Here is a 25,593-nt window from a genome sequence, read left to right as displayed (position 1 = left end):
TAGAATGATACATCGATACACGTACAGATTGCCAAAACCCTCCGAATCTCGGAGGGTTTTGCAAAGGTTGCATGACGGGCTTAGTTCCCGGCTTTGTCCACATTGAAATATTGCGCTTCAGGGTGTGCAAAGACCATCGCTGAGACGGATGCCTCCGGCTCCATCATGAAGCCCTCCGTCAACGTGACACCAATGTCTTCCGGATGCATCAAGTCAAACAGCAGCTGCTGATCTTCGAGGTCCGGGCAGGCCGGATAACCAAACGAGACGCGAATCCCTTGATAACGCGCTCCATGCCGCTGTTTCATCGTCATATTCGCCGGATCCGGGAAGCCCCAAGTATCCCGCATAATATGGTGAACCCGCTCCGCCAGCGCTTCAGCCAGCTCCAGCGCTACCGCCTGCAGCACATGGGAGCGCAGATACTCGCCTTCATTCTTCCATTTCTCGGACAATTCTCGAACGCCTTGCCCTGCCGTTACAACCAGGAAACCAACGTAATCCATTTGCCCGCTGTCCACGGACTTCAGGAAATCCGCCAAACACAGGTAAGGCTCGACCTTCTGGCGAGGGAAGCTGAATCGCTTGAGCACCTTGCCAGGTTCAGCCGGATCATAGATCAGAATATCGTTACCGGATGATTGTGCCGGGAAGAACCGATACATTGCCTGCGTGCGGATGATGCCGTCTGTGACCGCTTCGAGCAGGATTTGATCCACCGTCTCCTTCAGTTGAACTGCCTTTGTCTCACCTGCCGCCAGCTGCTGCTCTACCGAACCGCGGAGTCCTAGGTGATGACCTAACAGCATCTGCATGTTGATATAAGGCGTAATGTGACCTATCGGATAATCGCGCAGGACGTGACGCTCCAGATCCGGTGGAGTAAATACCGGCGCATCGGTAGAAATCTTGGAACGCTCCACTCGCGTAAGCTCCGGCAGCGGCTCAGCAACGGCTACAGCGCTATCCGCTTCTTTCTCCGCTTCTACTTCCAGGCGAATTTGCTCCCGAGCGACCGGATCCATCAGCTTGTTGGCCAAATCGAGACCATCCATTGCGTCTTTGGCATACAAGACCAAGCCGTCGTACTCTGGCCGAATCCGCGTTTTGGTAAATTTGCGGGTGAGCGCCGCTCCGCCTACAAGGATCGGGACGTCGATGCCGGCATTCCGCAAATCCTGTGCCGTTGTGACCATTTGCTGAGCCGATTTCACCAGCAGACCGGAGAGTCCGATCGCATCCGCTTTCTCCTCCCGATACGCTTCGATAATGCGTTCCGGTGGTACTTTTATGCCCAAATTCACAATTTGGTAACCGTTATTGGACAGAATGATCTCAACCAGGTTTTTGCCGATATCATGAACATCGCCCTTCACCGTTGCCAACAGAATTTTCCCTTTTACGCTGGTTTCATTCTTCTCCATAAACGGTTCCAGGTATGCTACCGATGCCTTCATTACTTCGGCACTTTGCAATACCTCGGCAACGATCAATTCATTGTTATTAAATAACCGGCCCACCTCTTCCATCCCTGCCATCAGCGGGCCATTAATAATTTCCAGGGCGGTATACTTTTTAAGCGCCTCATCAAGATCAGGAATTAACCCTTCCTTGGTTCCTTCTACAACATAGGAAGCCAACCGTTCCTCCAGCGTGAGCTGAGTGGTAGTTACGGCCTTCTCTACCTTCTTGTTCCGGAAAGCTGCTACGAAGGCGGCCAGCGTTTCATCATTCGTATTATAGATCAGTTCTTCCGCCAGACGACGCTCCTCTTCCGGAATTTTTGCATAGCGCTCCAGCTTCTCCGTATTCACGATCGCATAATCCAGTCCTGCTTTGGTGCATTCATACAGGAAAACAGAGTTCAAAACCTCGCGGCCGGCTTCAGGCAAACCAAACGAGACGTTACTGATGCCCAACACCGTATGAACTTTTGGTAATGCCTCTTTGATCAGGCGGATCCCTTCGATCGTCTCCTTGGCCGAACCAATGTACTGCTCATCCCCTGTCCCTACAGGGAATACGAGCGGATCGAAGATGATATCTTCCGGTTGCAGACCATATTTGTTTACGAGCAGATCATAGGAACGCTTAGCAACCTCAAGCTTATCCTCCCGCGTGATCGCTTGCCCGCGTTCATCAATCGTACCTACGACCACAGCCGCACCGTATTTATGAATCAACGGCGTGACGCGCTCGAACTTCTCTTCGCCGTCCTCTAAGTTAATCGAGTTAATAATCGATTTGCCCTGACAATATTGTAGAGCAATATCCAGCACCTTCGGATCGGTCGTGTCAATCATCAGCGGGACTTTGACTTTCTTGACCACCAATTCCAGGAACTTCTTGATATCCTCCGCTTCATCCCGGTCCGGATCCTGGACGCACACGTCGACAACCTGTGCTCCGTTCTTCACTTGCGCCCGGGCGATTTCCGATGCTTCTTCGTATTTGCCCTCCACGATCAGCCGTTTAAACTTGCGTGATCCCAAAACGTTTGTTCGCTCTCCGACCAAGTAAGGTCGGTTTGCTGATTCGATATAAACCGGCTCAATACCGGAAAGTGCCGGCAAATGGCTGCCGTTCAGCTCACGCGGCCGGTAATCCTTCAGCGTGTTCGCTAATGCAGCGATATGAGCAGGCGTCGTACCGCAGCAACCGCCGGCAATATTCAGCCAACCTTGCTCGGCAAAAGCAGACATCTTCTGGGCAAGCGAATCCGGGGACTCATGGTAAGTGCCGTTTTCGTCCGGCAAACCGGCATTAGGGTGACAGCTTACCGCTGCTTTCGCTAGTCCAGACAAAGTGCGGATATGGTCACGCATGAACTCTGGTCCCGTTGCGCAGTTAAGTCCAATGGAGATCGGATTCAGATGTTCAAGCGAGATATAGAAGGCTTCGATATTTTGACCCGCCAGCGTTGTCCCCATCGGCTCGATGGTGCCGGAGATCATCAGAGGCAACGTGGTTCCAGTCTCGGTAAAAGCCCGTTTAATTCCGATACTCCCGGCTTTTACGTTCAGTGTATCCTGTGAAGTTTCCAGCATCAGCGCATCAACACCAGCTTCGATTAACGCCGTAGCTTGTTCCGCATAGCTGGCCGTCAACTCATCGAACGTCACGCCGCCAGTAACGGATAAGGTCTTGGTTGTGGGTCCCAGGATGCCTACCACGTAGCGTGGATGATCCGGAGTACTATATTTTTCCGCTGCTTCAATCGCCAGCTTGGCCGCAGCCAAGTTGATTTCACGTGCCTTATGCGGAATATCATATTCAGCCAGCACGACAGATGTCGCACCGAACGTATTCGTTTCTATCAAATCAGCACCTGCCGCGAGATACTTCTCGTGGATGCCACGGATCACATCCGGACGGGTGAGCACGAGCATTTCGTTACAGCCGTCCAGCTCTTCACCGCCGAAGTCGGCTGGAGTCAGGTTTTCCTGCTGAATCATGGTGCCCATGGCGCCATCGAGGATCAATATTCGTTCTTTCATTCTGTCGAGCAGGCTTGGTTTACTCATGTCATGTCCCTCCCGTAAAACGTTAAAATATAGTTTAACAGAATAAAGCGTTGAAGAAAAGAGAGTTCCGTGAAATCTCCAAGTGAAACACTTCATTCAAGATCTTGTTATCCTATCGGTCATCCCTGAATTAAAATCCGAACAACGCTACAAATCTTTTCTTTTAAAGTTCGGAAATTCGCCTTATCAGGAGGATCAATTTAATAGAAAAGCCGCCTTCTCCAAATGGAGAACAGCAGCTCCTTTAACAAAAGCACCGATTCAGTTGTCAGCTTATTCCACCGTGAATTGCTTCGAAGGCATGGAGTGCTGATCGCGAGCCGTAACATGGGAAATCACTTCATAGGTTCCAGGTTCCTTAAAAGTATGCTCCAGCACATAGGTGCCGTTGCCGGCACTCTTCACTTGGACTTGATTGTGCTTTGCGTTATCGTCATCTGTATTCCAAAATTCGAACATAACTTCCTTCGCATCATCCACGTTCTCGCCGTTGTGGGTTACTTTGGCTGTAAACGTCACCGGTTCACCGGCCTTAGCTGCAGCTGGTGTTACGTCCAGCTCAACTTGAATCGGCTGCAGTGCCGCTTCTTCCGCTGAAGCAGACGATGATTCACTACGGCTGCATCCAGCGACAACAATGAGCGCAAGAACGATGGCAACAAGCAGCCCCGTTTTTCCCTTGATTCGCATTCAGATTTCCCCCTTCCACCGCCTAAGAATACCTTACTTCTGATTCACTACAAGCCAACTTGAGTTATGCCAACTTCGCTAAGAGGTCATGAAGTTCGGACAAATGCTTGATCTCATAATCCGGTACGATCTCACCGGTAAGTGTTTTGCCGTCTCGATTAATCCAAACGGCGGTCATACCAACACTTAGCGCACCTTTGATATCCGTCGTCAGCTTATCACCAACCATGATTCCTTCATTCGGTTCGATCCCTAACCGTTCTAAGGCGTGGCGGAAAATGGATGGATCGGGTTTGCCCTTACCGAAGTTTCCGGAGATCACAATCTCATCGAAAAAAGGCGCCAGCTCAGGCACACCATCCAGCTTCTCCTGCTGTAAGGCTGGACAGCCGTTCGTAAGTAACAGCAGCTTCACCTTGCCTTGCAATTCCTTCAACACTTGAAAAGTCTCCTCGTATACATGAGGACGGGCACGCCGTTCGCGGCCAAACTGTTCCGCCAGTTCACCGGACAGTTCCTCGTCATCAACGCCAAGCGCAAGCAGACCGCGCCGCCAGGATTCCTTACGATAGGTTGGAGCTAACTGCTCCAACTGGCGGAATTCCGGTTGTTCTCCAGCAGAGAATGTCGCCCATAACCCTTCAAACGGATTGATTCCAATCATCGTTGTGAAAGGATACGTTTCATAGGATTCATACAACCCCCGAGCTTCCCGGCGTACGGCTTCTTCCAATTGATCGGGGTTTAATCCATCAATTTTCGCCGCAGCGCGTTCACACGTTGCAGCAAAAGCTTCCTTTACGCTTCGCTCATCCCAGAGCAGCGTGTCATCCAGGTCAAAACATACCGCCTTGATTGTCATTCGTCCCAACCTCTCCATTCCTATCGCAAGTGTATTGTATAAGGTTTATTCCTTCACCAGCTTCACATGATGGGTATCAGCATACAACTGCAGGCGTGCAGCCATTGCTTCCGTGTCAAAACGGTTACGGGCGCGGTAGAACACCCACTTCGGTTCCCGCGTCTTCGGTTCAATGACGATTTTGTTCCGGCTCACTTTGATCTTGCTGATGTTACCCGCATCCAACATCCGATCGCGGTTGAACTTCGAAGTGTACAACGAGCTCTTATTCACGCGCAAATAAGGCTTGCGCAGGAAAATCACCAGAGCCAGCACGAAATACAAAAAGATCGTTGCCCAGAACAATACCGAATTCACTTCCTCGGTATTCCCGATCAACCCGACCACGGCATACAGCAGCGCTAACAGAACCAAGGCGGTAGGCAAAATGAAGTTCCGCCCTTTAAATACGTCGCCTTCCCCATTTGCTCCAAGTGAAGTACGAGGGTTGCGCGTCCCTTGTCCGACACTGGAACCTTTGCCTTTCTTGTACATTCTTCGTTGATTGCGTTCTACTTTTCGGTCAAACGACCCCATACCTGTTCCTCCCTATTTATCTACAATCTCGATCGACTCGAGCTGTTGCCGAAAATTTCTGCGAACGTTTTGCAGATACGTTTCCCGAAGCTGGGCTCTTTCCAAGAGTTCGTCTTGCGTTAACCCTTCTTGTTTCGCTTTTCGAGCCAGCTCGTTAATCCGCTTAACCAAAGCATCAATATCCATAAATCCACCTGCTTCTTTGATATACTATGCTACCCATGATGTCTCATAGGGCATTAATTCTTACTTTGACATGAGAAAAAGAGCTTGTCAAGGCGCGGCAACCCCTGCCGTAATACCTTAAGACAAGCTCTGTTCGAATACATTGATAAACCTGTGAATTATTTTTTAACGTATGAATTATCTACTGGGCAACATCAACGTATCGCCAGCTTGAATCGCACTGCTGCTCAACCCGTTAGTCCGGATCAGCTTCTGAACATAGACCCTTGTGTCCAGTCCTTGTGGCTTATGTGCTACAGCAATTTCCCACAACGTATCTCCTGGCATAACCACGACATATTCCGGCCGATACGTTCCGTCAGCGTTGTCTGTGGAAGCAGCAAAGGCTTGTACCATTCCAGTACATGTGATGCTGAGGATGATTAAAAGCAGGACGATTTTGGACAATCTACTCTTAAGGAAGACATTCATATGTAGACTTCTCTTCACCGGACGACGAAAAGAAGGTTGTTCATAGATGCTTTGATAAGAACTATATTTCAACATTTCACCATCACTCCAAACAAGTGTTCTGTTTTACATGTATTCAATATAACACGAACATTTGTTTGATTCAATAGGTTTTTCGAACAGTTGTTCTTGTTTTTTTAAAGTAGTTCTCTTCTCCTAAACTATTTAGAACTAATGTTTGTACGAACGGAAGTTCTATGTTATAATTTTTCCAAACGTTACTAAATGGGGTTGATCCGTAAATGTCAAAGGTATCGAGCCGGCAACAGGCTATTCTTGAGTTTATTCGCAACGAAGTACGCGCTAAGGGATATCCTCCTTCGGTCCGGGAGATCGGTGAAGCCGTCGGATTGGCTTCCAGTTCTACTGTTCACGGCCATTTAGACCGTCTGGAGAAGAAAGGATTTATCCGCCGCGACCCAACGAAACCGCGCGCCATTGAATTATTGGGTCAAGAGGAATCGGAGAATTACAATTTATTTGCACACAGCGTGACCCGCGTTCCGATTGTTGGGAAGGTTACCGCGGGCGTGCCGATCACAGCGACAGAGAATATTGAAGATTATTTTCCGTTGCCAGAGCACTACGCAGCGGAAGGGGATGTCTTTATGCTTTCCGTGGTTGGCGACAGCATGATCGAAGCTGGAATACATAACGGGGATTATGTGATCGTCCGCCAGCAGCAGACGGCGAACAACGGAGATATCGTTGTGGCCATGACGGAGGATGACGAAGCAACGGTTAAGACGTTCTATAAAGAAAGTGACCATATTCGCCTACAGCCGGAGAATTCAACGATGGAACCGCTTCGTTTGAAGCATGTAACCATTTTGGGCAAGGTCATCGGCTTGTTCCGCGACCTGCACTAATTTGAAATCTTCCCTTTCGTAGGCCACATAAGATAAGGAAACCGAACAGGACGAAGCGATGCAGTGACTTCCGCTTCGTCCTGTTTACTTTATGGGGAACTTGATGACTTCCCCTCTTACTCCCATTCGAGGTCTAAGAAGCTCATGGGATTATAGCCGTTCTTCTCCCGGCGCCCGCGCGTACCCCACCCTAGCCCCGAACGCTCTGTGATCCACCACTGCTTTAACCGATAGCGACGACGTTGGTATCTTTTTAGTTCGGTTACTGTCATCTGCATGAACCTCCTTATACCTATAAGTTGTCCCAATTCGAGTGAAATCATGGCATTGTTTCGAAATCCAAAAGCTGTAATTCATTCGTCTTCACCATAAAAAAAGCCAGCCCCTGCTTGAAATGCCGGGAGCTGGCTTGGCTGTGAACCCTGATTAATACAGCGTCATATATTGATCGCGTTCCCATTGGTGAACTTGGGTCCGGAAAATATCCCATTCGATCTCTTTCAATTCGTAGAAGTGAGTTAATGCGTGATCTCCCAGCGCTTCGCTGATGATTTCGCTGCGGAGCAATTCGCCGAGCGCTTCCTTCAAGTCGGATGGAAGACTTGGGATGCCTTCCTCTACCCGCTCTTCTTCAGACATCACATAGATGTTGCGATCAACCGGATCAACCAACGGAAGCTCTTTCTTAATTCCATCCAGTCCGGCTTTCAACATCACAGCCAGAGCCAAGTATGGGTTAGCAGCCGGGTCCGGGTTACGCACTTCGATTCGTGTGCTGAGACCGCGGGAAGCCGGAATCCGAATCATTGGGCTGCGGTTGCTCGAAGACCAAGCCACATAGCAAGGAGCTTCATACCCAGGTACGAGACGTTTGTAGGAGTTTACGGTTGGATTCGTGATCGCTGCAAATGCGCGGGCATGCTTCAGAATACCGGCCATATAATGACGTGCTTCTTTGCTCAAGCCCAATTCATCACTTTCGTCATAGAAAGCATTGACATTGCCTTTGAACAGCGATTGGTGACAGTGCATCCCGGAGCCATTTACGCCAAACAGCGGCTTCGGCATAAACGTTGCATGGAGCCCATGTTGACGAGCAATCGTCTTAACGACCAGCTTGAACGTTTGGATTTGGTCAGCTGCTTTGATTGCATCAGCATATTTAAAGTCGATTTCATGCTGACCTGGTGCCACTTCGTGGTGAGAAGCTTCGATTTCAAAGCCCATTTCCTCCAGGGTCAATACGATTTCGCGGCGGCAGTTCTCGCCCAAATCCGTAGGAGCCAAGTCGAAGTATCCGCCTTGGTCGTTCAATTCGGTTGTAGGGTTGCCTTTATCATCGGTTTTGAACAGGAAGAATTCCGGTTCTGGACCAACGTTCATTGAAGTGTACCCCATTTCCTCAGCTTCCTTGAGCGCACGTTTCAGAATCGCGCGTGGATCGCCGGCAAACGGAGTGCCGTCAGGCATGTATACATCACAAATCAAACGTGCAACGCGATCCTCGGTCACCCAAGGGAAGATCACCCAAGTGTCCAGATCCGGGTAGAGATACATATCGGATTCCTCGATGCGGACATACCCTTCAATGGAAGAACCGTCAAACATCATTTTGTTATCCAATGCTTTCTCCAACTGGCTGACTGGGATTTCTACATTCTTTATCGTTCCCAGCAAATCCGTGAATTGCAAACGGATAAAGCGTACATTTTCTTCCTTAGCAATCCGCAAAATATCTTCTTTGGTGTATTGCTTGTTACTCACCCTAACCTCTCCCAACGTTTAGATTATTTTTTGAAAAACCGAGACAACTCACCTTGGAGCAAAGAAACTTGTCCCGGTTTGCTCCCTGACACCAGTTGCTGCTTCAACATCCGGTAGATCTGGGAATCTGTCATTTCCTTTCGCTTCTCTTCCGTGTCCTTCGTGATGACTGTCGCATCCTGGGACTCCCGAGACATCGGATTCATAACCTGCTTGATTCCCGCGATATTGACACCCTTGTCGATGAGACTCTTGATTTCCAGTAACCGCTCGACGTCATTCAGAGAAAACATCCGCTGATTTCCCGAGGTACGTGCGGGTACAATTAATTCATGTTGCTCGTAATATCTTATTTGTCTTGCCGTTAAATCCGTAAGTTTCATGACGATACCAATAGGAAACAAGGCCATATTTCTGCGAATTTCCTCACTCATCGCTATCAACCTTCCAGTTAGATTATCATGACCTTATCATATGTTAGTTATCCTAACATGTCAATAGATATGTTAGGATAACTTACAACAAGTTGCGGTCTTTCATCGTCTGAAGTGCGGTGAGCAGGCCAAATTTAACATGGGAATACGTTAAACCACCTTGCATATACGCGATATATGGCGCACGGATTGGAGCATCGGCAGACAATTCCAGGCTCCCGCCCTGGATAAATGTCCCGGCCGCCATGATCACCGGGTGGTCATAGCCCGGCATATCCCAAGGTTCGGGCACTACGTGGCCGTCCACAGCAGCTGCCCGTTGAATCCCCTGAACAAATGCTATTAATTGCTCTGGGGCGTCAAAGGCAATCGCCTGGATGAGATCGGTACGCCGATCCTGCCAAGCCGGCCGGCTTCGGAATCCTGCCCGCTCAAACAATGCTGCAGCCAGGATAGAGCCTTTAACGGCTTGTCCGACGATCGTTGGAGCCAGAAACAAACCTTGATAAATGCCTCGCGTCGTTCCCAGCATCGCTCCCACCTCGCTGCCAATGCCCGGTGCAGTTAACCGGTAAGATGCGAGAGTGACCAGATCCTGCCTTCCGCAAATGTATCCACCGGTTTCTGCCAAGCCGCCTCCCGGATTTTTAATCAGCGAACCAGCCATCAAATCGACACCAACCTGTGTTGGTTCCTGTTCCTCGGTAAATTCACCATAACAGTTGTCTACAAAGACGATCAGATCCGGCTTGATTGCTTTCACTTGGGCAACCATCTCACCGATCTGCTCAACGGAAAAGGAATCCCTCCAATCGTAGCCGCGCGAGCGCTGAATCCCAATGACTTTGGTCTTATTGGAAATTTTGGTCTTCACGGTGTCCCAGTCGACTGTGCCGTCAGCCAGCAATGCAGCTTCGTGATACCGGATACCATAGTCCTGCAACGAGCCGCTGCCGTCACCCGGCGTTCCAATCACTTTATGTAGTGTATCATATGGACGCCCCGTAATATAGAGCAGTTCGTCCCCGGGACGCAAGACCCCGAACAACGCTGTAGCGATTGTATGCGTGCCGGAAGCGAAATGCGGCCTTACCAGTGCGGCCTCCGCTCCAAAAACGTCCGCATAAACCAGGTCCAAAACTTCACGACCCCGATCATTATAAGCATAACCGGTGGAACCGGCAAAGTGAAAATCGCTGACTTGATGACGTTGAAAAGCTTCGATAACCTTCCATTGGTTGTGATCGACGATCCGGTCGACCTCCCGGAACCGGCCTTCCACCTGACGTTCAGCGGCTTCCAGCCAATGTACGATTTCTTCCGAAAATACTGCCATTGTTACGTAATCTCTCCCTTAATCTATTCCATCGTTTGTCGTGTTATCCTCAGGGGCTTCTTGCTGTGGAATGAGAAAAGGAGCTAAACGATAACCGTACTTCTCGAAATCGGCTTGATTCACATCAATTTCGTAAATGAGGTCTTCGTCGTCGATCTGCTTGTCCACTACTTCGCCAATTCGGTATAACACAGAAGCGAGATCCCCGCGTTCTGCGGGAATCCGATACGACTTGGTGCCGCCGGACAGCTTGCGCTGTACGGCTTCGCGAACTGCAGCCAAGTCGCGTTCGTCAAACGCGGATATCTTTAAATAACCCTCGCCCGCCGGCAGCATCTCCAGCTGTTCCGGTGGACAAAGGTCTTTCTTATTAAACAACATGATTTGCGGCTTTCCCCCAGCTCCCAAATCATTTAAAATCCGATCCACGACCTCGATTTGCTCCTCACGCATCGGGGATGAGGCATCCACGACGTGGAGAATCAGGTCCGCTTCGTTCACCTCTTCCAGAGTGGCACGAAAGGCAGCAACTAGGTCGTGCGGCAGATTTTGAATAAATCCGACCGTATCGGTCAGCACCACTTCTTTGCGACCCGGCAACGGGAACAACCGGGTGGTCGGGTCCAGCGTTGCGAACAGCCGGTTTTCCACGAAGACATCCGCTGAGGTTAACGCCTTAAGCAGTGTAGACTTTCCCGCGTTGGTGTAACCTACCAGGGCAATTTGCACTACTCCGCTCTCCTTCCGGCGCGCTCGATGCAGTTGCCGATGTCTTGTGACTTCCTCCAGCTGACGTTTTAATTCACCGATCCGCCGGCGGATATGGCGGCGATCCGTTTCCAGCTGGCTTTCCCCGGGGCCCCGCGTACCAATCCCGCCGCCGAGACGGGACAGATTCTTGCCATGCCCAGACAAACGCGGGAGCAGGTAGGTGAGCTGCGCTAACTCGACCTGAATGATCCCCTCCCGCGTTTTTGCCCGTTGCGCAAAAATATCCAAAATCAGCTGAGTACGGTCGATAATCTTCACGTCCAGCATCCCTTCCAGATTGCGCACCTGCGCTCCGGACAGCTCTTGGTCAAATATCGCCGTATTCGCCCCATACTGCGTGATAAGCTCACGAAGCTCAAACACTTTCCCTTTCCCAATCAACCAGCGGGGATCGGGCTTCTCCCGATGTTGGACGACCGTTCCTGCGACCTCAACCCCGGCTGTTTCGGCCAGCTGTACCAGTTCGGCTAGGGAGTAGTCCGAATTTATTCCATTTTGCTTCGTCTCCGATGTAACCAAGCTAACTAAGATAGCTACATCTGGTTGGTGGGTCGTCGTTTCATGCAAATGCATCTTCGACATGATCACTGCTCCTTCAAAGGGATCCCAAGCGTTACTTCCATTAAGTTTTCTTCACATCCAGCTTCAAGTCTTCGGTTCGAATAGTCATCAGCTCCAGCTTGCCTGGTGAACCACCGCCATATTGATTCAGCAACCGCACCGCCTGCTGCCGTATAGACCGTTCAATGATGTTGCGGACATAACGAGCATTGCTGAACACCTGATCACTTTCACATTTTTCACGCAATAAATGTTGCTTTAATTTGAGTATCGCCTGCGGCATCAAGATATAATCCCGCTCTTTCGCCATCCCCTCGGCAATTTGAATCAGCTGGTCGATTGTATAATCCGGAAAATCCATCTGAATCGGGAATCGAGACGGCAGTCCCGGATTGGTGGACAGGAAAAAGTCCATTTCATCGGAATATCCGGCAAGAATTAAGATAAATTGGTTTTTATGATCCTCCATCGCTTTGACCAACGTATCGATGGCTTCTTTGCCAAAGTCCTTCTCTCCACCACGAGCCAAACTGTACGCCTCATCGATGAACAGAATGCCGCCCAACGCTTTTTTGACTAAGTCGCGCGTTTTCTGAGCTGTATGGCCGATATATTCGCCAACCAGATCGGCACGCTCAACTTCAATCAGATGCCCTTTACTCAGCACGCCCATCCGTTGAAACATTTTAGCGACAATACGTGCTACTGTCGTTTTTCCGGTACCCGGATTCCCTTTAAACACCATATGGTATACTTGAGAACTCGACAACAACCCCGCTTCCGATCGCATCGAAGCGATTTGCAGAAGCGCATAGATCTCGTACATGAGCTCTTTAATATGATCTAAACCGACCAGGTGATCCAGTTCCTTCTGGATTTCGGCAAATATCCCTTGTTGCGACAAACCTTTGGCTGACACCTGAGGTTCGCTATCGGCAATGGCCTGCGAGACGACAGGTGGCTCGGTATTGCGGAGAATCACGTTGATCTGACGCGACGGTCTCTCATCGGAAGAGCCGTTTCTGGCCATGACACGCCCGGACATAGGTAATCACCTCTTTATAAGGGTAGGGCTGAGAGGAAGAATAAATCCCAATCTACGGAACACACATCTAAATGTATTCTCTCTCCCTGTCCGTTATTAGAAGTTTTGTCATGAGATCAGACCGATGGCTAATCCTATTTGATCGAGCTTCCATTTCGTATACGCCAAGATCTCCCGGAACGTGTTGGGAAGCGGCTTCAGCACCTTAGAAGAAATCAGCGACAGGCGAGGTTGCTCGTAATTTAGCGCTTGCGCGATTTCATAAGCACGGTTTCCATGAAACGTGTGGGTCACGATCAGAACGGATGTAAACCCCCGTTCTTCTAGGATCTCCTGGCTAAATTTCAGATTCTCATAGGTACTGGTCGCCTTGTTCTCAAGCAGCATCTTCTCCCGCGGAACTCCCTGCTGCTCCAAGTAATTTGCCATCCCTTCTGCTTCGGTATAGTTGGAGGTTGCCGTATCCAACCCACCGGTCAGCAGAAACCATTGAAATTTGCCCGCCTTGTAATCCCTCAGGCTTTGATCCAGCCGCTCCCGGAGACCTGGACTCGGCTCGTCCCCCCAAAGCGCGGCTCCCAAGACAATGCCCACCTCTGCCGGTTCGGATAAATCAGAATTCGCCGCCGGATTCCGCTCGATGCTGCCGATCTGAGCTAGTACGTACAACATCCATCCGATCCCCAGCGAAATCACGACCAGCCCCCAGCGGAAGATCCGTTTCCTCACACGCCCTTTGCGCTGGTTGGGCCGCAGCGACATCCGCATCATTTCGTTAGGTTTGGCATTACGCATGGTTTATCCCCCCGATTGATTCGGTTCCGAAGTCATAAATCCGCTCTGATAATGATCTAGAGACAGGCGGAAATAGGGAAAACGCCGCTCCTTAATGTCATGAAGTAATCGCTGGGCCGTTTCCGTTGCCAGATCATAGTCTTTTACCGATATAAGGCCTTTCGTTAATGCTTCGTCCAGTTCGTCCTCATCCAGGAGGAACACTTCACGATTTTTGAGTACGACGATATCCAGATACAAATCATCAAACCAGGGCACCCCCTGATCGGTAACACCTTGGGTCTTACAAATATCGATGTACCACTCCACGATCTCACCTTGATCATCAAACATCGCCGTCACAACGAAATGGGCACCTTTGGGATAGTACTGCAGCCAAGTATAGCCCTTGTCAGCGATCCGAAAAGTATGTCCCCCGTAGGTTTTCCATAACGGATCACGCAAGGCGAAAATACTGTACAGCGTGACATATCCCGTAAACTCATCGCTCTCCACATACTTGGATTTGAATTGACGATGAGTGACACGGCGCCAATTCGCACGGTCTCCGAATTTTCGCTTCATAAATAAGATCCCTTTCAACACAATGTAATAACAGCTTACCATATTTGAAAGAGAGTCACAAAAGCCATTTTCCCATGAAAAGGACGCCTATCAACGTATATCCAAGGTAGACTAACCGTGTTTTGCAGAAGTGATTCTTGAAACAACAAAAAAGACAACCCCCAGTCACGCCTATGCGAGAGCTGAGGGTTGTTTGGCTTGAACATAAACATCGGATGACTAGCCGTTATCCACCAGCCCCTACGGTTCCATCCGTAGTTCCTGCTGGAATATCCGTGTTGCCGGTTCCGTCCCCGCCATCGGCCGGTGGAACGATCACACCTCCGTCATCGTCATCCATAGGCAAATCATCCATTGGGTTTCCGGTGTTGTCTCCCCCGTTGCCTTGGCCGCTACCGTTGTTCCCATTCGGACCACCATTTCCGTTCCCATTGCCATTTCCGCCATTGTGATGGCCATTTCCATTCCCTGGACCATTCCCTGGACCGTTGCCTGGCGGGAACCCTTGATCTCCACCTCCGCCATCAGGCAGATTGGGATCTAGTGGATTATTCGGATCTGGACCCACAGGCGTTTCGTCGCCGGTTGGCGGTTCCACGCTGTCGATCAGCACTTGCGCAGTGTTCGAAGGTTCGCTCTCTACCGCATTCACCGGATCATACGCCGTGACGTAATACACATAGCCGGTACCCGGTGTGACGCTGATATCTTCAACCTCCGTCGCCACGGAATCCAAAATATGAGTGAAGGTCGTTTCAGATGCCTCCCGGCGGTATATATGATATACCGTGTCCGGAGTTTCAACGCCAGTCCAGCTGAGGGATACCGCACCGGTATCAGGATGATAGACGGCATTTAAACCAGTTGGAGCGGCGATTTCCGGCTCATCAGGCTTTTCCGGCTGCAAGTTCTGCGGAACCGGGAACTGCTTCACCGGCTCGCCCTTCAATGCCTCCTTCATAACGGCGGCGAACAAGGCTGCGGTCTGGCCGCTGCTTCCGTTCAGCAAATGATTTTTGTCCGGCTTATCGTATCCCATCCATACCGCTCCGGTCCATTCTGGGGTATAGCCCACAAACCAGACATCGCGGTTTTTACTGCTCTTCAGCCCAGGAATCCCGTGCTGCGTAGTCCCAGTCTTACCGGCCACCGGACGGTCTAACTTCGCGCGTTTCCCGGTACCGTCATTAACGACGTTTTGCAACATGGTCGTCATGTAATAAGCCGTTTGCTCACTGATGACCCGTTTTGGCTTAGGCGCATTGTATTTATATTTCTCCACGCCGTTATGGTCAACGATTGATTTGATCGAATAAGGCGGATTATACAAGCCGCCGTTGGCGAAAACGCTGTAAGCGCCGGCCATTTCCAACGTGTTCGTGCCGTAGGTTAAACCGCCCAATGCGATGGCCAAGTTGCGGTCATTTTTGTCCATTTTTATGCCCATCGCCTCGGCATATTTGACCCCGGTGCTTACGCCAATTTCATTCAGCAACCAGACGGCTGGGATATTCTCGGACTTCGTCAAAGCATCAGTCATGTTGATCGTCTTCGAATACCCATGCAGGTTCGTTGGGCAATAGTCGCCAAAACACTGCTTCTCATTGCTGATCTGCGAGTTTGGCGTAAATTTGCCGGATTCCAGAGCCGGTGCGTACGATACGATCGGCTTGAACGCCGAACCCGGTTGACGGCGGCTGTCCAGTCGGCTGAACCCTTTGCGCTGATAATCCCGGCCGCCCAGCAAGGCGACGAGACTCCCATTTTGATGGTTCATGATCACCATCGATGCCTGAACTGGTTGGTCATCTTTGCTCTTCTCAAAAAAATCGTCGTTCGCGAAAGCTTTCTCCAACGCTTTCTGCGCTTGTGCATCCATCGTCGTGTAGATCTTATATCCGCCGCGGTTCAACTCGTCCTCGGTTAGCCCAAATTTCTCCTCGGCTTCTTCCACGACATAATCTTTAAAGGCGATATAGCTTTGATTGGTAGCCGGCGGCTCGTAGTTGTAATCCACCGCCTTCGCTTCATCCCGTTGCTCCGCTGTAATATAACCTTCCTGATACATCAGCTCGAGTACCACGGCACGGCGTTCTTTAGAAAGCTCAGGGTTTTTTAGCGGATTGTATCGAGACGGCCCCTTTGGCATCGCCGCTAGTGTAGCCATTTCCCACAAGTCAAGTTTATTCAAATCGCTTTTGCCGAAATACCGGATTGAGGCGGCCTTGATTCCATAGACCGTCCCCCCGAAGTTGATTCGGTTCAAATATAAGGTCAGGATTTCATCCTTGGTTTTGCGGCGTTCCAAGGCTAAAGCGATCGACATTTCTGTCGCTTTCCGGAAGAACGTTTTGTCTGCGCTCAAGAAAATGTTCTTCGCCAGCTGCTGGGTGATCGTACTGCCGCCTTCAACCAACGAGCGGGCGACGATATCTTTCACAGCCGCACGGCCGATCGACCATAAATCCACACCCTTATGATCGAAGAAGCGGCGGTCTTCCGTTGCCACGAACGCTTGCTTCAACAGCTCCGGAATCTCGTCCGATTCCACGGGTTCACTCTTATCGATGGACAATTCGCCCATCAGTACCCCTTTGCGGTCATACACCTTCGTTGTTTCGTAAACCGTCAGCTTGTCCCCATTTTCCATCAGGATCTTCTCACCGCTGACCGTAATGTACATATAGCCTGCAATTGCGCAGAAGACCGCAAAAGCAATCGTAAAAAATGAAGTCCACAACACGCGTTTGGCCGTCAGCCTTTTCTTTTTATGAGCTTTCGGCGCTTTGTTCTTTTTGTCCGGCTTACCGCTTCGTTGCAGTCTTGATGGCCTTTGGCTAGACATGGTTTGTTCTGACTCCCTTCCTGCCATTTCACTTAAGTCGATGTTCAAAGATCGGCCGTTGCGGTTTGTTCTCTCTATCCTGTGCGTGAATGGAAATTCCCAACCACGAGCAGTGTTCAGTGGCGTAAGGTGCAGTCCCTTCCACTTTGAACCTATCATATCACCGCACAAGCGTTCGTTCGATGACGGAATCGATGATATCCGAGTGATTTTTGAACATCACCTGACCGAACAACAATTTCGGCAGACTCTAAGCTTCTGGCTTAAAAGTGCCTGGAAAGAAAAGAACAACCTTGGTTCAGGTTGCTCCATCTTCATCCTATACTCTTAACGTATTGAAGTTCAAAAAGTTTCAGCCTGAGTTAATCCTCGTTTTGCGATTCCTGCATGAGCGATACATTCCGCTGCGGCTGGAACGTCGAGATCGCGTGCTTGTACACCATTTGCTGGCGGCCATCGCTGTCAATGACGATCGTGAAGTTGTCAAATGCTTTAATCGTCCCTCTGATCTGGAAGCCGTTCGTCAAAAATACGGTGACCGGGATGCTCTCTTTCCGTAATTGGTTCAAAAATGTATCCTGGATGTTAATGGTCTTATTCATAGCCGTACCCCCAATAGGAATCAATTAGTGTTTAGAATTATATTCAAGATCAGCGGGAAACTTTCCTGCTATTATAGCATGCGCTGACGCCAAAATCTCGGAAAAATTTTCGCCGTCGCCGACGTCAATCCATTGGATCTCCTTCATATGGCGGAACCAGGAAAGCTGTCTCTTGGCAAAGCGGCGCGTATCCCGTTTCAACTTCTCGACCGCAGCATCCAACGGAATGCCGTCCACCAGATGTTCAACGATTTCTTTATACCCCAGACCTTGCATCGAAACGGAATCGCGGCTGTATCCTTTCTGCAGGAGTCCGCGAACCTCATCCACAAGGCCAAGCCGCAGCATCTCGTCAATTCGCCGTTCAATACGGTTATAAAGCATTTGGCGGTCCATTGTCAAACCGATGAGGCAAAGCTCGTAAGGGGATTGCTTCTGCTGTTTCTCCAGCTGGGACGATAAGGTCTCCCCCGTGATATGAAAAATCTCCAATGCCCGGATCACCCGACGCAAATCGTTCGGATGCAGACGCTCCGCAGATTTGGGATCGACCTCCGCCAATTTGGCGTGCAACGCTTCGACCCCGTGAGTTTCAGCGAACGCTTGCTGCTGGGAGCGGAATTCTTCATCTGCTCCCGCTTCCGTGAACTGAAACTCATAACAGACCGATTCAATGTAGAGCCCCGTTCCGCCAACGATAAAGGGCAAATGCCCGCGTTCGGTAATCTCCGGGATCAGCTTGCGGCACCACTCCTGAAATAATGCGACGGAGAACGGTTCGTCGGGATCCAGCACATCGATGAGATGATGCGGAATGCCGCCCATTTCTTCCTTGGTGATTTTAGCGGTGCCGATGTCCATTCCCCGGTAGACCTGCATGGAATCGCCGGAAATAATTTCGCAAGACAGGTCCCGCGCCAGCTCGATGCTAAGCTTCGTTTTGCCGACCGCCGTTGGGCCGAGCAGCACAAGCAGTTTCGGTTTATCGTTTCGGGTCAAGCGAAATCACTCCATAGGCAATTTTGGTGTGGGAGCGGTTGATCGCCTGAAACCCCAGTCGATCAAATTCACTACTCCCTCGCTTCTCTTTCAGGACTACCGCTTTCCGAGCAACCCGGCAAGCCTCCTTCACCGCCTCCGGATCAAGTTGATTCGGATTCGCAAACGCTCGCAGCGGTGAAATGGACGACGATTCCGTGATCGGATCGCGAAACATCGGGTCGAAGTAGACGATATCTGCGCTCTTGTCGGGCATCGCCCGAAGCGCGTCCAAGTGGTTCGTATGTACCGGTTCGATCCGCCGCAACGCTTCGTCAAATGCCGGCAGACCGGACGTGTAGTGCTTCAGCCCCTCGTACAGCAAGGCCCAAAGCGGCAAGGAATCCTCCAAGGCCAGCACTTTACCGTCAGCCCCTGCGGCGATCGAAAAGATCATCGCATCCGCCCCAAGTCCTGCCGTACCATCGATGATGACATCGCCGGGAACCACGCCGGCCGCGTCCAGCATCGCATCGTTTTCTCCTTTAAACAGCCGCTTGGCCCGGACAAACGCCATGCTGGGGTGGAACGTCATCGTCTCCCGGCCGGTTCGATGCAGACGGGCGCCTTGCTCCAGGACCACCAGAATATCGCTGTCGCCATGGCGTTCGGCCAACCGAGCGAGTGAGGTCCCGCTGCGCGGGATATACGGAACGCGGGCCAGCTGGGCCAGTTCCTGTGCGCGGCGTACGGCAGCAGGGGATTCATGGTCTCCCGTGGTAATTAACATGATGAATTCCTCCGTTTGCGTTCGTTACATGACCCGTTTGAACAGCTTCTCCAAATCGTACGTGGAGAAGGAAACGACGATCGGCCGCCCGTGCGGGCAGGTATATGGCTGTTTGCAAGCAGCCAGTCGGCGAAGCAGCGTGTTCGCCTCTTCCGGCGTCAGCTTCTGGTTCGCCTTAATCGACGCTTTACACGAGACCATCGTGGACGAAGCTTCGCGCAGCTTGGCCAGATCAATGGCCCTTTCGTTCAGCACCCATTCGGCCATTTCTTCAATAATGCTTGCTTCTTCTCCTTGCGGGAACCAGTACGGATGCGCCACCACGCGGAAGGTACCGCCGCCGAAATGCTCGAGCACAACCCCTACCTGTTCGAACCAGTGCAGCCGTTCCTGCAGCTTCGCGCTGTCCGATGGGGTAAATTCCAACGTAATCGGAAGGAGCAGCTCTTGTGAAGCATCGGCCGGCCGGCCAAACTTCTCGTAATAGTACTCGTAATTTACGCGTTCATGGGCGGCATGCTGGTCGATGATGTAAAGTCCCTGATCGTTCTGGGCTATCAGGTAGGTCCCGTGATGCTGTCCGATCAAGGACAGCTCAGGAAACGCCGGAAGCTCCGGCGCCGCCGCAGGCGAGCCATACAACGCTTCCGGCATCTCTTGCAGCCGCTCGCCACCCCCATAGGTGGCGGCGTTAGGTTGGCCAAGCCTGCCTTGCGGCTTGGCCGAGCTTGGCGCGGCGCCGTACGTGCCGGCGCCGGCGCCCCGCTCCCGCAGCGTCAGGCCATCGGCCGCTGCGGGGGGATAGGCGGCGCTGCGCGGCAGCGCGCCGCCGTCAACAGGCGCACCAGCTGCGCTGGGTGCGCCGCTCATCGGGGCGCCGCTTGCAGGCGCCCCGGCCCAGCCGCGGTCCGCGCCGGCGGACCGCGCGCCCGTGGCCCGCTCCGCGCCGCCGCCGGTAACCGGCGGCCGGAGCGGGCTTTCCGCCGCCGCAGCCGCATGGCCGGCGGCGGAGGCGCCCTCCTCCGCGCCTAGAGGCGGCGCGGGGAAGTGGAACTGCTCCTGGATCACGGAGCGGTTCGGGCCTTTCCCGATCGTCTGACGCACGACTTGCGGGATCAACACCTGACCGGACAGCACCGCACGCACGCTGTTCTCCACGAAGCTGTTCAGCTCCGGCTCCTTGCTGAAACGCACCTCCAGCTTGGACGGATGTACGTTCACATCCACCAAGGACGGGTGCATCTCCAGCATGAGCACCACCAGTGGATAACGATTAATCGGCAACAGCGTATGATATGCACGCAAAATTGCCTGATGCAACCCTTGATTCCGGATATACCGACCGTTCACAATCGTGGACATGCCCGAGCGGCTGGACCGCGCCAAATCCGGTCGCCCAATATATCCGGTCACCCGGTAATCCAGATCCTCCGCTTCAATCGGCACCATACCTTTGGAGGCATTCACGCCATAGATGGCTGCAATGACCTGCAGCAGATCGCCGCCTCCCGGGCTTTGCAACAACGTATTACCGTTATGCCGCAACGTAAAAGCAATCTCAGGATGAGCCAAAGCCTGACGATACATCGTATCAGAGATATGACCCAGTTCGGTCTGGATCGTCTTCATATACTTCAGCCTTGCCGGTGTGTTGTAAAATAATTCCTTCACCACAATATCCGTTCCTTGCGGGGCAGCGATGTCCTCGTTAAGCTTTAACGAGCCGCCCTCGATTTCGATCACCCGCCCAAGCCCGGAATCGTCGCTCGAAGAGACAAGCCGAACCTTGGCGACCGCCGCGATACTGGGCAAGGCTTCACCGCGGAATCCGAGACTGCGAATCTGGAACAGGTCGCGTCCGGAAGTGATTTTACTTGTCGCATGGCGATAAAACGCTGTTTCACAATCCTCCGGTTCAATCCCGGAGCCGTTGTCGGTTACGCGGATCAGCTGCAGCCCGCCCTCTTCGACAGCGACCTCGATCTTCGTAGCCCCTGCGTCAATCGCGTTCTCCACCAACTCCTTAACTACCGATGCCGGGCGCTCGACCACTTCCCCCGCGGCAATCTGGTTGGCGATATGCTCGTCCAAAATTGCGATTTTTGCCATAGCTATCCCTCCCTCCTTGTTTGACCGCTCTTACGACATCTGGACATATCTACATGTAATTTCACATAGACTTCCGAAAAGAAATGACCAAATTACCGCTTATACTCGAAATTTCATCCATAATCCGGCGCAAGCCCGGGGTTTCGCTCCAATGTACTCGATTTTTCATACACATCCCGCCAAAACCACCAAACTGAGCTTCATTATACTTGAAATTTCATACATAATCCGCTGCATACCCGGGTTTTTGCTCCAATGTACTCGATTTTTCATATACATTAGGGCTAAAAACCCAAACCAAGGCCAATTATACGCGAAATTTCATACACAATAAGGACAAGACAGAATCGGAACCGATCGGCCAACACTGCAATGCACGTCGTGGTACCGTTGTAGGTAGTGTCGTTGTTCTTCGTTACTGTTGTACGTGATACCGTTGGACACCGTTGTTCATAGAGTTGTCATTTCGAGCTCTATCCTCTATCCTACGTAGTGTGTATGCTTGGCAATCATAAAAACCAATGCACCGTTGGGTCACTCGGTATCAGCATGTGGCCAGACCGCCCGTCGTGCCGCCAGAAACGCGCGCTGGGAGCAGCGCGCGTTAGGAAAGTCATCGATCTATGTTGCCAACTCAACCTCAGCCGAATCAGCCGCACTTCCGTTACAACCACAGGCTTTATTGCAGCCACGCAGTTGCAACTGCTTCTGCCGAACTCCCCTCACACCCGCAGTTCAACAGCTTTAGTCGGTCGAGGCTCCACTCGCTCCCACAGTTAGCATCTACAGCACTGCACCATCTGCCGCCACAAATACAACTGATCGTTCCGCTCTACGTCACAATCCCTATCGTACGTTTACAAATCCTTCGCCTTCATCTTCAGATCATTAACCAGTTGCATGGCTTGCAGCGGGGTCATGTTCATTAAATCTGCATTTTTAATCAGGTTAATGATCGTACGGGTAGCCGGGTCTTCCGGCGCCGGAGCTGCCGGCTTCGCTTGAACTGGCGGCTCATCGTCGCCAAACATTGAAAGCTGTACGACCGGCCCAACTTCGCCGGCATGCGACTTATGCTCAGCCGATGCCGCAGCTTCCGTTGCCCCTGCAGCCGCAGTAGCTGCGGCTTCCACCAAAGCAGCGCCTGAAGACCCCATAACAGCTCCATCGGTGGCTGCCGTTTCCCGCACTATCGGAGCAGTCTGCTCCTTCACAAGCGGCGAAACCGCCTGCGACGAAGACCCTGCTATTGCCGCCGCGTCTGCTGATGCGGTTGCTTTCGCAGGCGCACCTGCAACTGCAACGCTGCCTCCGTCCGCCAACGGACTTTTCTCCTCCAGCTCTTTCAGCAGCCCGTACGCCCGGCCAATGATCTCATCCGGCAGGCCGGCCAGCCGCGCGCAATAGATGCCATAACTCGTGTCAGCCGCGCCGGGGATCAGCTTGCGCAGGAAATGCACCTTGTCGCCGCTTTCCTGCACCGCCATACTGTAGTTATTCAACCCGCGCAGGCTGTGCTCCAAGTAAGCCAGCTCATGGAAATGCGTCGACACCAGCGCCTTACAGCCAATCCGGTCGTGAACGTATTCGATCACGGCCTGCGCAATCGCCATCCCTTCGCTGGTCGATGTGCCCCGGCCCAACTCGTCGATGATGATCAAGCTGCGCGGGGTAGCCTTCTCCGTCATGATCTGAATATCGGCCATCTCCACCATAAAGGTACTCTGCCCGCCAATCAGATCGTCTGCGGCCCCAATCCGCGTGAAGATGCGATCCACCAGCGGGATTTCCGCTTTAGCTGCAGGGACAAAGCTGCCGATCTGCGCAAGGATCGAAATCAGCGCGACCTGACGCATATACGTACTTTTCCCGGCCATGTTAGGTCCCGTGATCAGCAGGATGCTCGCCTCGTCCTTGCGGAGCTCCGTGCTATTGGCGATAAATGCCGTATCCTTCATTACCGCTTCAACCACCGGATGCCGGCCTTGCTCTACGACGAAGTCGTAGCCATCAGTCAGCTTCGGCTTCACAAAGCTGTTGTCCGAGGCTACCTGCGCCAGCGAGCGCAACACGTCGATTTCGGCGATTTGCTCAGCCAGCTTCTGCAAGCGAGGGATATCCGCAGCGATCCGTTCACGCAGCTCGTTAAACAGCGTGTATTCCAGATCGACCATCTTCTCCTCAGCTTCGAGAATCAGCGCTTCCTTCGCCTTCAACTCCGGGGTAACAAAACGTTCAGCATTCGCCAGCGTTTGCTTCCGTTCATACCGCCCTTCCGGCAATGCAGACAGATTGGCGCGCGTCACTTCGATATAATAGCCAAAAACTTTGTTGTATCCGATCTTCAGCGATTTGATCCCCGTTGCTTGCCGTTCAGCCGCTTCCAGCTCGGCGATCCAGCGTTTACCGTTAACGCTGGCTTCGCGAAGCTCGTCCAATCTTGCATGATACCCAGCCTTAATAAGGCCTCCATCCCGCACCGACACCGGCGGATCGTCAGCGATCGCTGCATCAATCATGTCGGCCAGATCCGCACACTCATCCATCGTCGAAGCGATCCGCTTCAACGTGGTTGAGGCCGAGTCTGCGCACAACGTCTTGATTGCCGGCACCTGAAGCAGCGATGTTTTGAGAGCAACCAAATCCCGACCGTTCGCATTGCCGAAGGCGACGCGTCCCACCAGCCGCTCTAGATCGTAGATGTCCTGCAAAGCGCCGCGCAAATCCTCGCGCAAAATAAACGCGCTGTGCAGATGCTCCACTGCCTCCAGACGTTCCTCGATCCGCGTCTTCTGCAGCAGCGGCTTGTCGATCCAGCGCCGCAACAGCCTGGAGCCCATTGACGTTTCCGTGCGGTCAAGCAGCCACAGCAGCGATCCTTTTTTCGAACGCTCGCGAACTGTTTCAACCAATTCCAGATTCCGTCGCGTAAACGGGTCCAAGATCATAAAATGCTCCGGCTCATAAGCCGATATTTTTGTAAGTTGTCCCAGCGAGCGCTTCTGCGTCTCGCTTAAGTAACCGACCAGGACGGCGATATTGTCCCGCCGCTCCGGCTCAAGGCGAATCCATTCCGCCTCGCCGAACAACGAGCGAGCCGTGTCTTCCTTCGCTTTCGCCCAAGGCGTATACACGACGGGCTTGCTCAGCGGAGCAGCTTGTCCCGCAATCCAATCCAGCAGTTCCTTGTCCCCGATGATTTCCGCCGGGTCGTACAAGCCAATCTCGTCGCGCAGCCACTCTTTGTTCGCCGGCGCCGACGTCGCGTACAGCTCCCCCGTGGACAGGTCACAGGCAGCCAGAGCCATCATCCCCTGCCGTTCGGTGACCGATACGATGTAGTTGTTCGTCCGCTCGCCGACCGTTTTCCCTTCCATAATCGTCCCCGGAGTGATGACCCGGACGATTTCGCGCCGCACCATGCCTTTGGTTTGCGACGGGTCCTCCATTTGTTCACAGATCGCGACTTTGTACCCTTTTTCAATCAATCGATGAATATAATTGTCTGCCGAATGGTAGGGAACACCGCACATCGGAATTTTCTCTTCGGCGCCCCCGTCCCGCCCGGTCAGTGTAATTTCAAGCTCCTTCGCAGCCAGGATTGCATCCTCAAAAAACATTTCATAAAAATCGCCCAGCCGGAAAAACAGAAACGCGTCCTGCGCTTCCGCCTTAATCCGTAAATACTGCTCAATCATCGGCGTGTAGGTAGCCATGATTCCCCTCCAATTAACCTAAGCGCATTCAGGTCTTTCATAGAATCCTATTATACCAGAAAAGGG

21 protein-coding genes are annotated in these 25,593 nt (G+C 52.0%); 1 reads left to right on the top strand and 20 read right to left on the bottom strand.

From position 1 onward, the window contains the following. Positions 1 to 80: 80 nt before the first annotated feature. From metH to C812_RS22775, 6 genes are all read right to left on the bottom strand, one after another. Complete coding sequence (gene metH, locus C812_RS07385) at positions 81 to 3,524, bottom strand: methionine synthase (RefSeq protein WP_016312043.1); 3,444 nt, start codon at positions 3,522 to 3,524, stop codon at positions 81 to 83. A 273-nt stretch (positions 3,525 to 3,797) separates the two neighbouring features. Then, positions 3,798 to 4,214, bottom strand: coding sequence for a FixH family protein (locus C812_RS07380; RefSeq protein WP_016312042.1), 417 nt, complete (start codon positions 4,212 to 4,214; stop codon positions 3,798 to 3,800). Positions 4,215 to 4,278: 64 nt separating this feature from the next. Further along, positions 4,279 to 5,076: an HAD family hydrolase gene (locus C812_RS07375; RefSeq protein WP_016312041.1), complete on the bottom strand. Its 798-nt coding sequence runs from the start codon at positions 5,074 to 5,076 to the stop codon at positions 4,279 to 4,281. Positions 5,077 to 5,121: 45 nt separating this feature from the next. Further along, positions 5,122 to 5,652 (bottom strand): hypothetical protein, encoded by a 531-nt coding sequence (locus tag C812_RS07370; protein WP_016312040.1) that lies wholly within the window; start codon positions 5,650 to 5,652, stop codon positions 5,122 to 5,124. Positions 5,653 to 5,664: 12 nt separating this feature from the next. Next, the gene (locus tag C812_RS21800) at positions 5,665 to 5,838 is read right to left on the bottom strand and encodes a DUF896 domain-containing protein (protein WP_016312039.1); all 174 of its coding nucleotides are present in this window, start codon (positions 5,836 to 5,838) and stop codon (positions 5,665 to 5,667) included. A 177-nt stretch (positions 5,839 to 6,015) separates the two neighbouring features. Then, on the bottom strand, positions 6,016 to 6,234 hold the full coding sequence (locus C812_RS22775) for a LysM peptidoglycan-binding domain-containing protein (RefSeq protein ID WP_244268277.1): 219 nt from the start codon (positions 6,232 to 6,234) through the stop codon (positions 6,016 to 6,018). Positions 6,235 to 6,590: 356 nt separating this feature from the next. Between C812_RS22775 and lexA the strand changes: the two genes are divergently transcribed. Continuing rightward, positions 6,591 to 7,217, top strand: a complete 627-nt coding sequence (gene lexA, locus C812_RS07360) for a transcriptional repressor LexA (RefSeq protein WP_016312037.1) — start codon at positions 6,591 to 6,593, stop codon at positions 7,215 to 7,217. Positions 7,218 to 7,333: 116 nt separating this feature from the next. Here the strand turns inward: lexA and C812_RS22515 are convergent, their stop codons facing one another. From C812_RS22515 to mutS, 14 genes are all read right to left on the bottom strand, one after another. After that, positions 7,334 to 7,489 (bottom strand): hypothetical protein, encoded by a 156-nt coding sequence (locus C812_RS22515; protein ID WP_016312036.1) that lies wholly within the window; start codon positions 7,487 to 7,489, stop codon positions 7,334 to 7,336. Between the two features lie 154 nt (positions 7,490 to 7,643). Further along, positions 7,644 to 8,981 carry a type I glutamate--ammonia ligase gene (glnA, locus tag C812_RS07355; protein ID WP_016312035.1) on the bottom strand — a complete coding sequence of 446 codons (1,338 nt, stop codon included), beginning with the start codon at positions 8,979 to 8,981 and terminating at the stop codon, positions 7,644 to 7,646. 23 nt (positions 8,982 to 9,004) lie between these two features. Next, complete coding sequence (locus tag C812_RS07350) at positions 9,005 to 9,415, bottom strand: MerR family transcriptional regulator (protein ID WP_009226599.1); 411 nt, start codon at positions 9,413 to 9,415, stop codon at positions 9,005 to 9,007. An 82-nt stretch (positions 9,416 to 9,497) separates the two neighbouring features. After that, positions 9,498 to 10,751, bottom strand: coding sequence for a methionine gamma-lyase family protein (locus tag C812_RS07345; RefSeq protein WP_016312034.1), 1,254 nt, complete (start codon positions 10,749 to 10,751; stop codon positions 9,498 to 9,500). Between the two features lie 18 nt (positions 10,752 to 10,769). Beyond that, positions 10,770 to 12,095 carry a GTPase HflX gene (gene hflX / locus C812_RS07340; protein WP_416285458.1) on the bottom strand — a complete coding sequence of 442 codons (1,326 nt, stop codon included), beginning with the start codon at positions 12,093 to 12,095 and terminating at the stop codon, positions 10,770 to 10,772. Positions 12,096 to 12,144: 49 nt separating this feature from the next. Further along, positions 12,145 to 13,128 (bottom strand): stage V sporulation protein K, encoded by a 984-nt coding sequence (gene spoVK, locus C812_RS07335; protein ID WP_016312032.1) that lies wholly within the window; start codon positions 13,126 to 13,128, stop codon positions 12,145 to 12,147. A 108-nt stretch (positions 13,129 to 13,236) separates the two neighbouring features. Next, positions 13,237 to 13,923, bottom strand: a complete 687-nt coding sequence (locus C812_RS07330) for a YdcF family protein (RefSeq protein WP_016312031.1) — start codon at positions 13,921 to 13,923, stop codon at positions 13,237 to 13,239. Positions 13,924 to 13,926: 3 nt separating this feature from the next. Next, positions 13,927 to 14,487, bottom strand: coding sequence for a ribonuclease FAU-1 family protein (locus C812_RS07325; RefSeq protein WP_016312030.1), 561 nt, complete (start codon positions 14,485 to 14,487; stop codon positions 13,927 to 13,929). Positions 14,488 to 14,713: 226 nt separating this feature from the next. Further along, the gene (locus C812_RS07320) at positions 14,714 to 17,332 is read right to left on the bottom strand and encodes a transglycosylase domain-containing protein (protein ID WP_016312029.1); all 2,619 of its coding nucleotides are present in this window, start codon (positions 17,330 to 17,332) and stop codon (positions 14,714 to 14,716) included. 362 nt (positions 17,333 to 17,694) lie between these two features. Then, positions 17,695 to 17,934, bottom strand: a complete 240-nt coding sequence (hfq, locus tag C812_RS07315) for an RNA chaperone Hfq (protein WP_016312028.1) — start codon at positions 17,932 to 17,934, stop codon at positions 17,695 to 17,697. 24 nt (positions 17,935 to 17,958) lie between these two features. After that, on the bottom strand, positions 17,959 to 18,933 hold the full coding sequence (miaA, locus tag C812_RS07310; protein ID WP_016312027.1) for a tRNA (adenosine(37)-N6)-dimethylallyltransferase MiaA: 975 nt from the start codon (positions 18,931 to 18,933) through the stop codon (positions 17,959 to 17,961). Further along, positions 18,917 to 19,702 (bottom strand): class I SAM-dependent methyltransferase, encoded by a 786-nt coding sequence (locus tag C812_RS07305; RefSeq protein ID WP_016312026.1) that lies wholly within the window; start codon positions 19,700 to 19,702, stop codon positions 18,917 to 18,919. Before C812_RS07305 ends, miaA begins: the two co-directional genes overlap by 17 nt. Before the next feature lie 24 nt (positions 19,703 to 19,726). Beyond that, positions 19,727 to 21,811, bottom strand: coding sequence for a DNA mismatch repair endonuclease MutL (gene mutL, locus C812_RS07300; RefSeq protein WP_016312025.1), 2,085 nt, complete (start codon positions 21,809 to 21,811; stop codon positions 19,727 to 19,729). Positions 21,812 to 22,668: 857 nt separating this feature from the next. After that, positions 22,669 to 25,527, bottom strand: a complete 2,859-nt coding sequence (gene mutS / locus C812_RS07295) for a DNA mismatch repair protein MutS (RefSeq protein WP_016312024.1) — start codon at positions 25,525 to 25,527, stop codon at positions 22,669 to 22,671. Positions 25,528 to 25,593: the final 66 nt, after the last annotated feature.

The sequence above is a fragment of the Paenibacillus barengoltzii G22 genome (assembly GCF_000403375.2).
Classification (GTDB): domain Bacteria; phylum Bacillota; class Bacilli; order Paenibacillales; family Paenibacillaceae; genus Fontibacillus; species Fontibacillus barengoltzii.
This window is presented reverse-complemented; position numbering and strand designations above follow the sequence as displayed.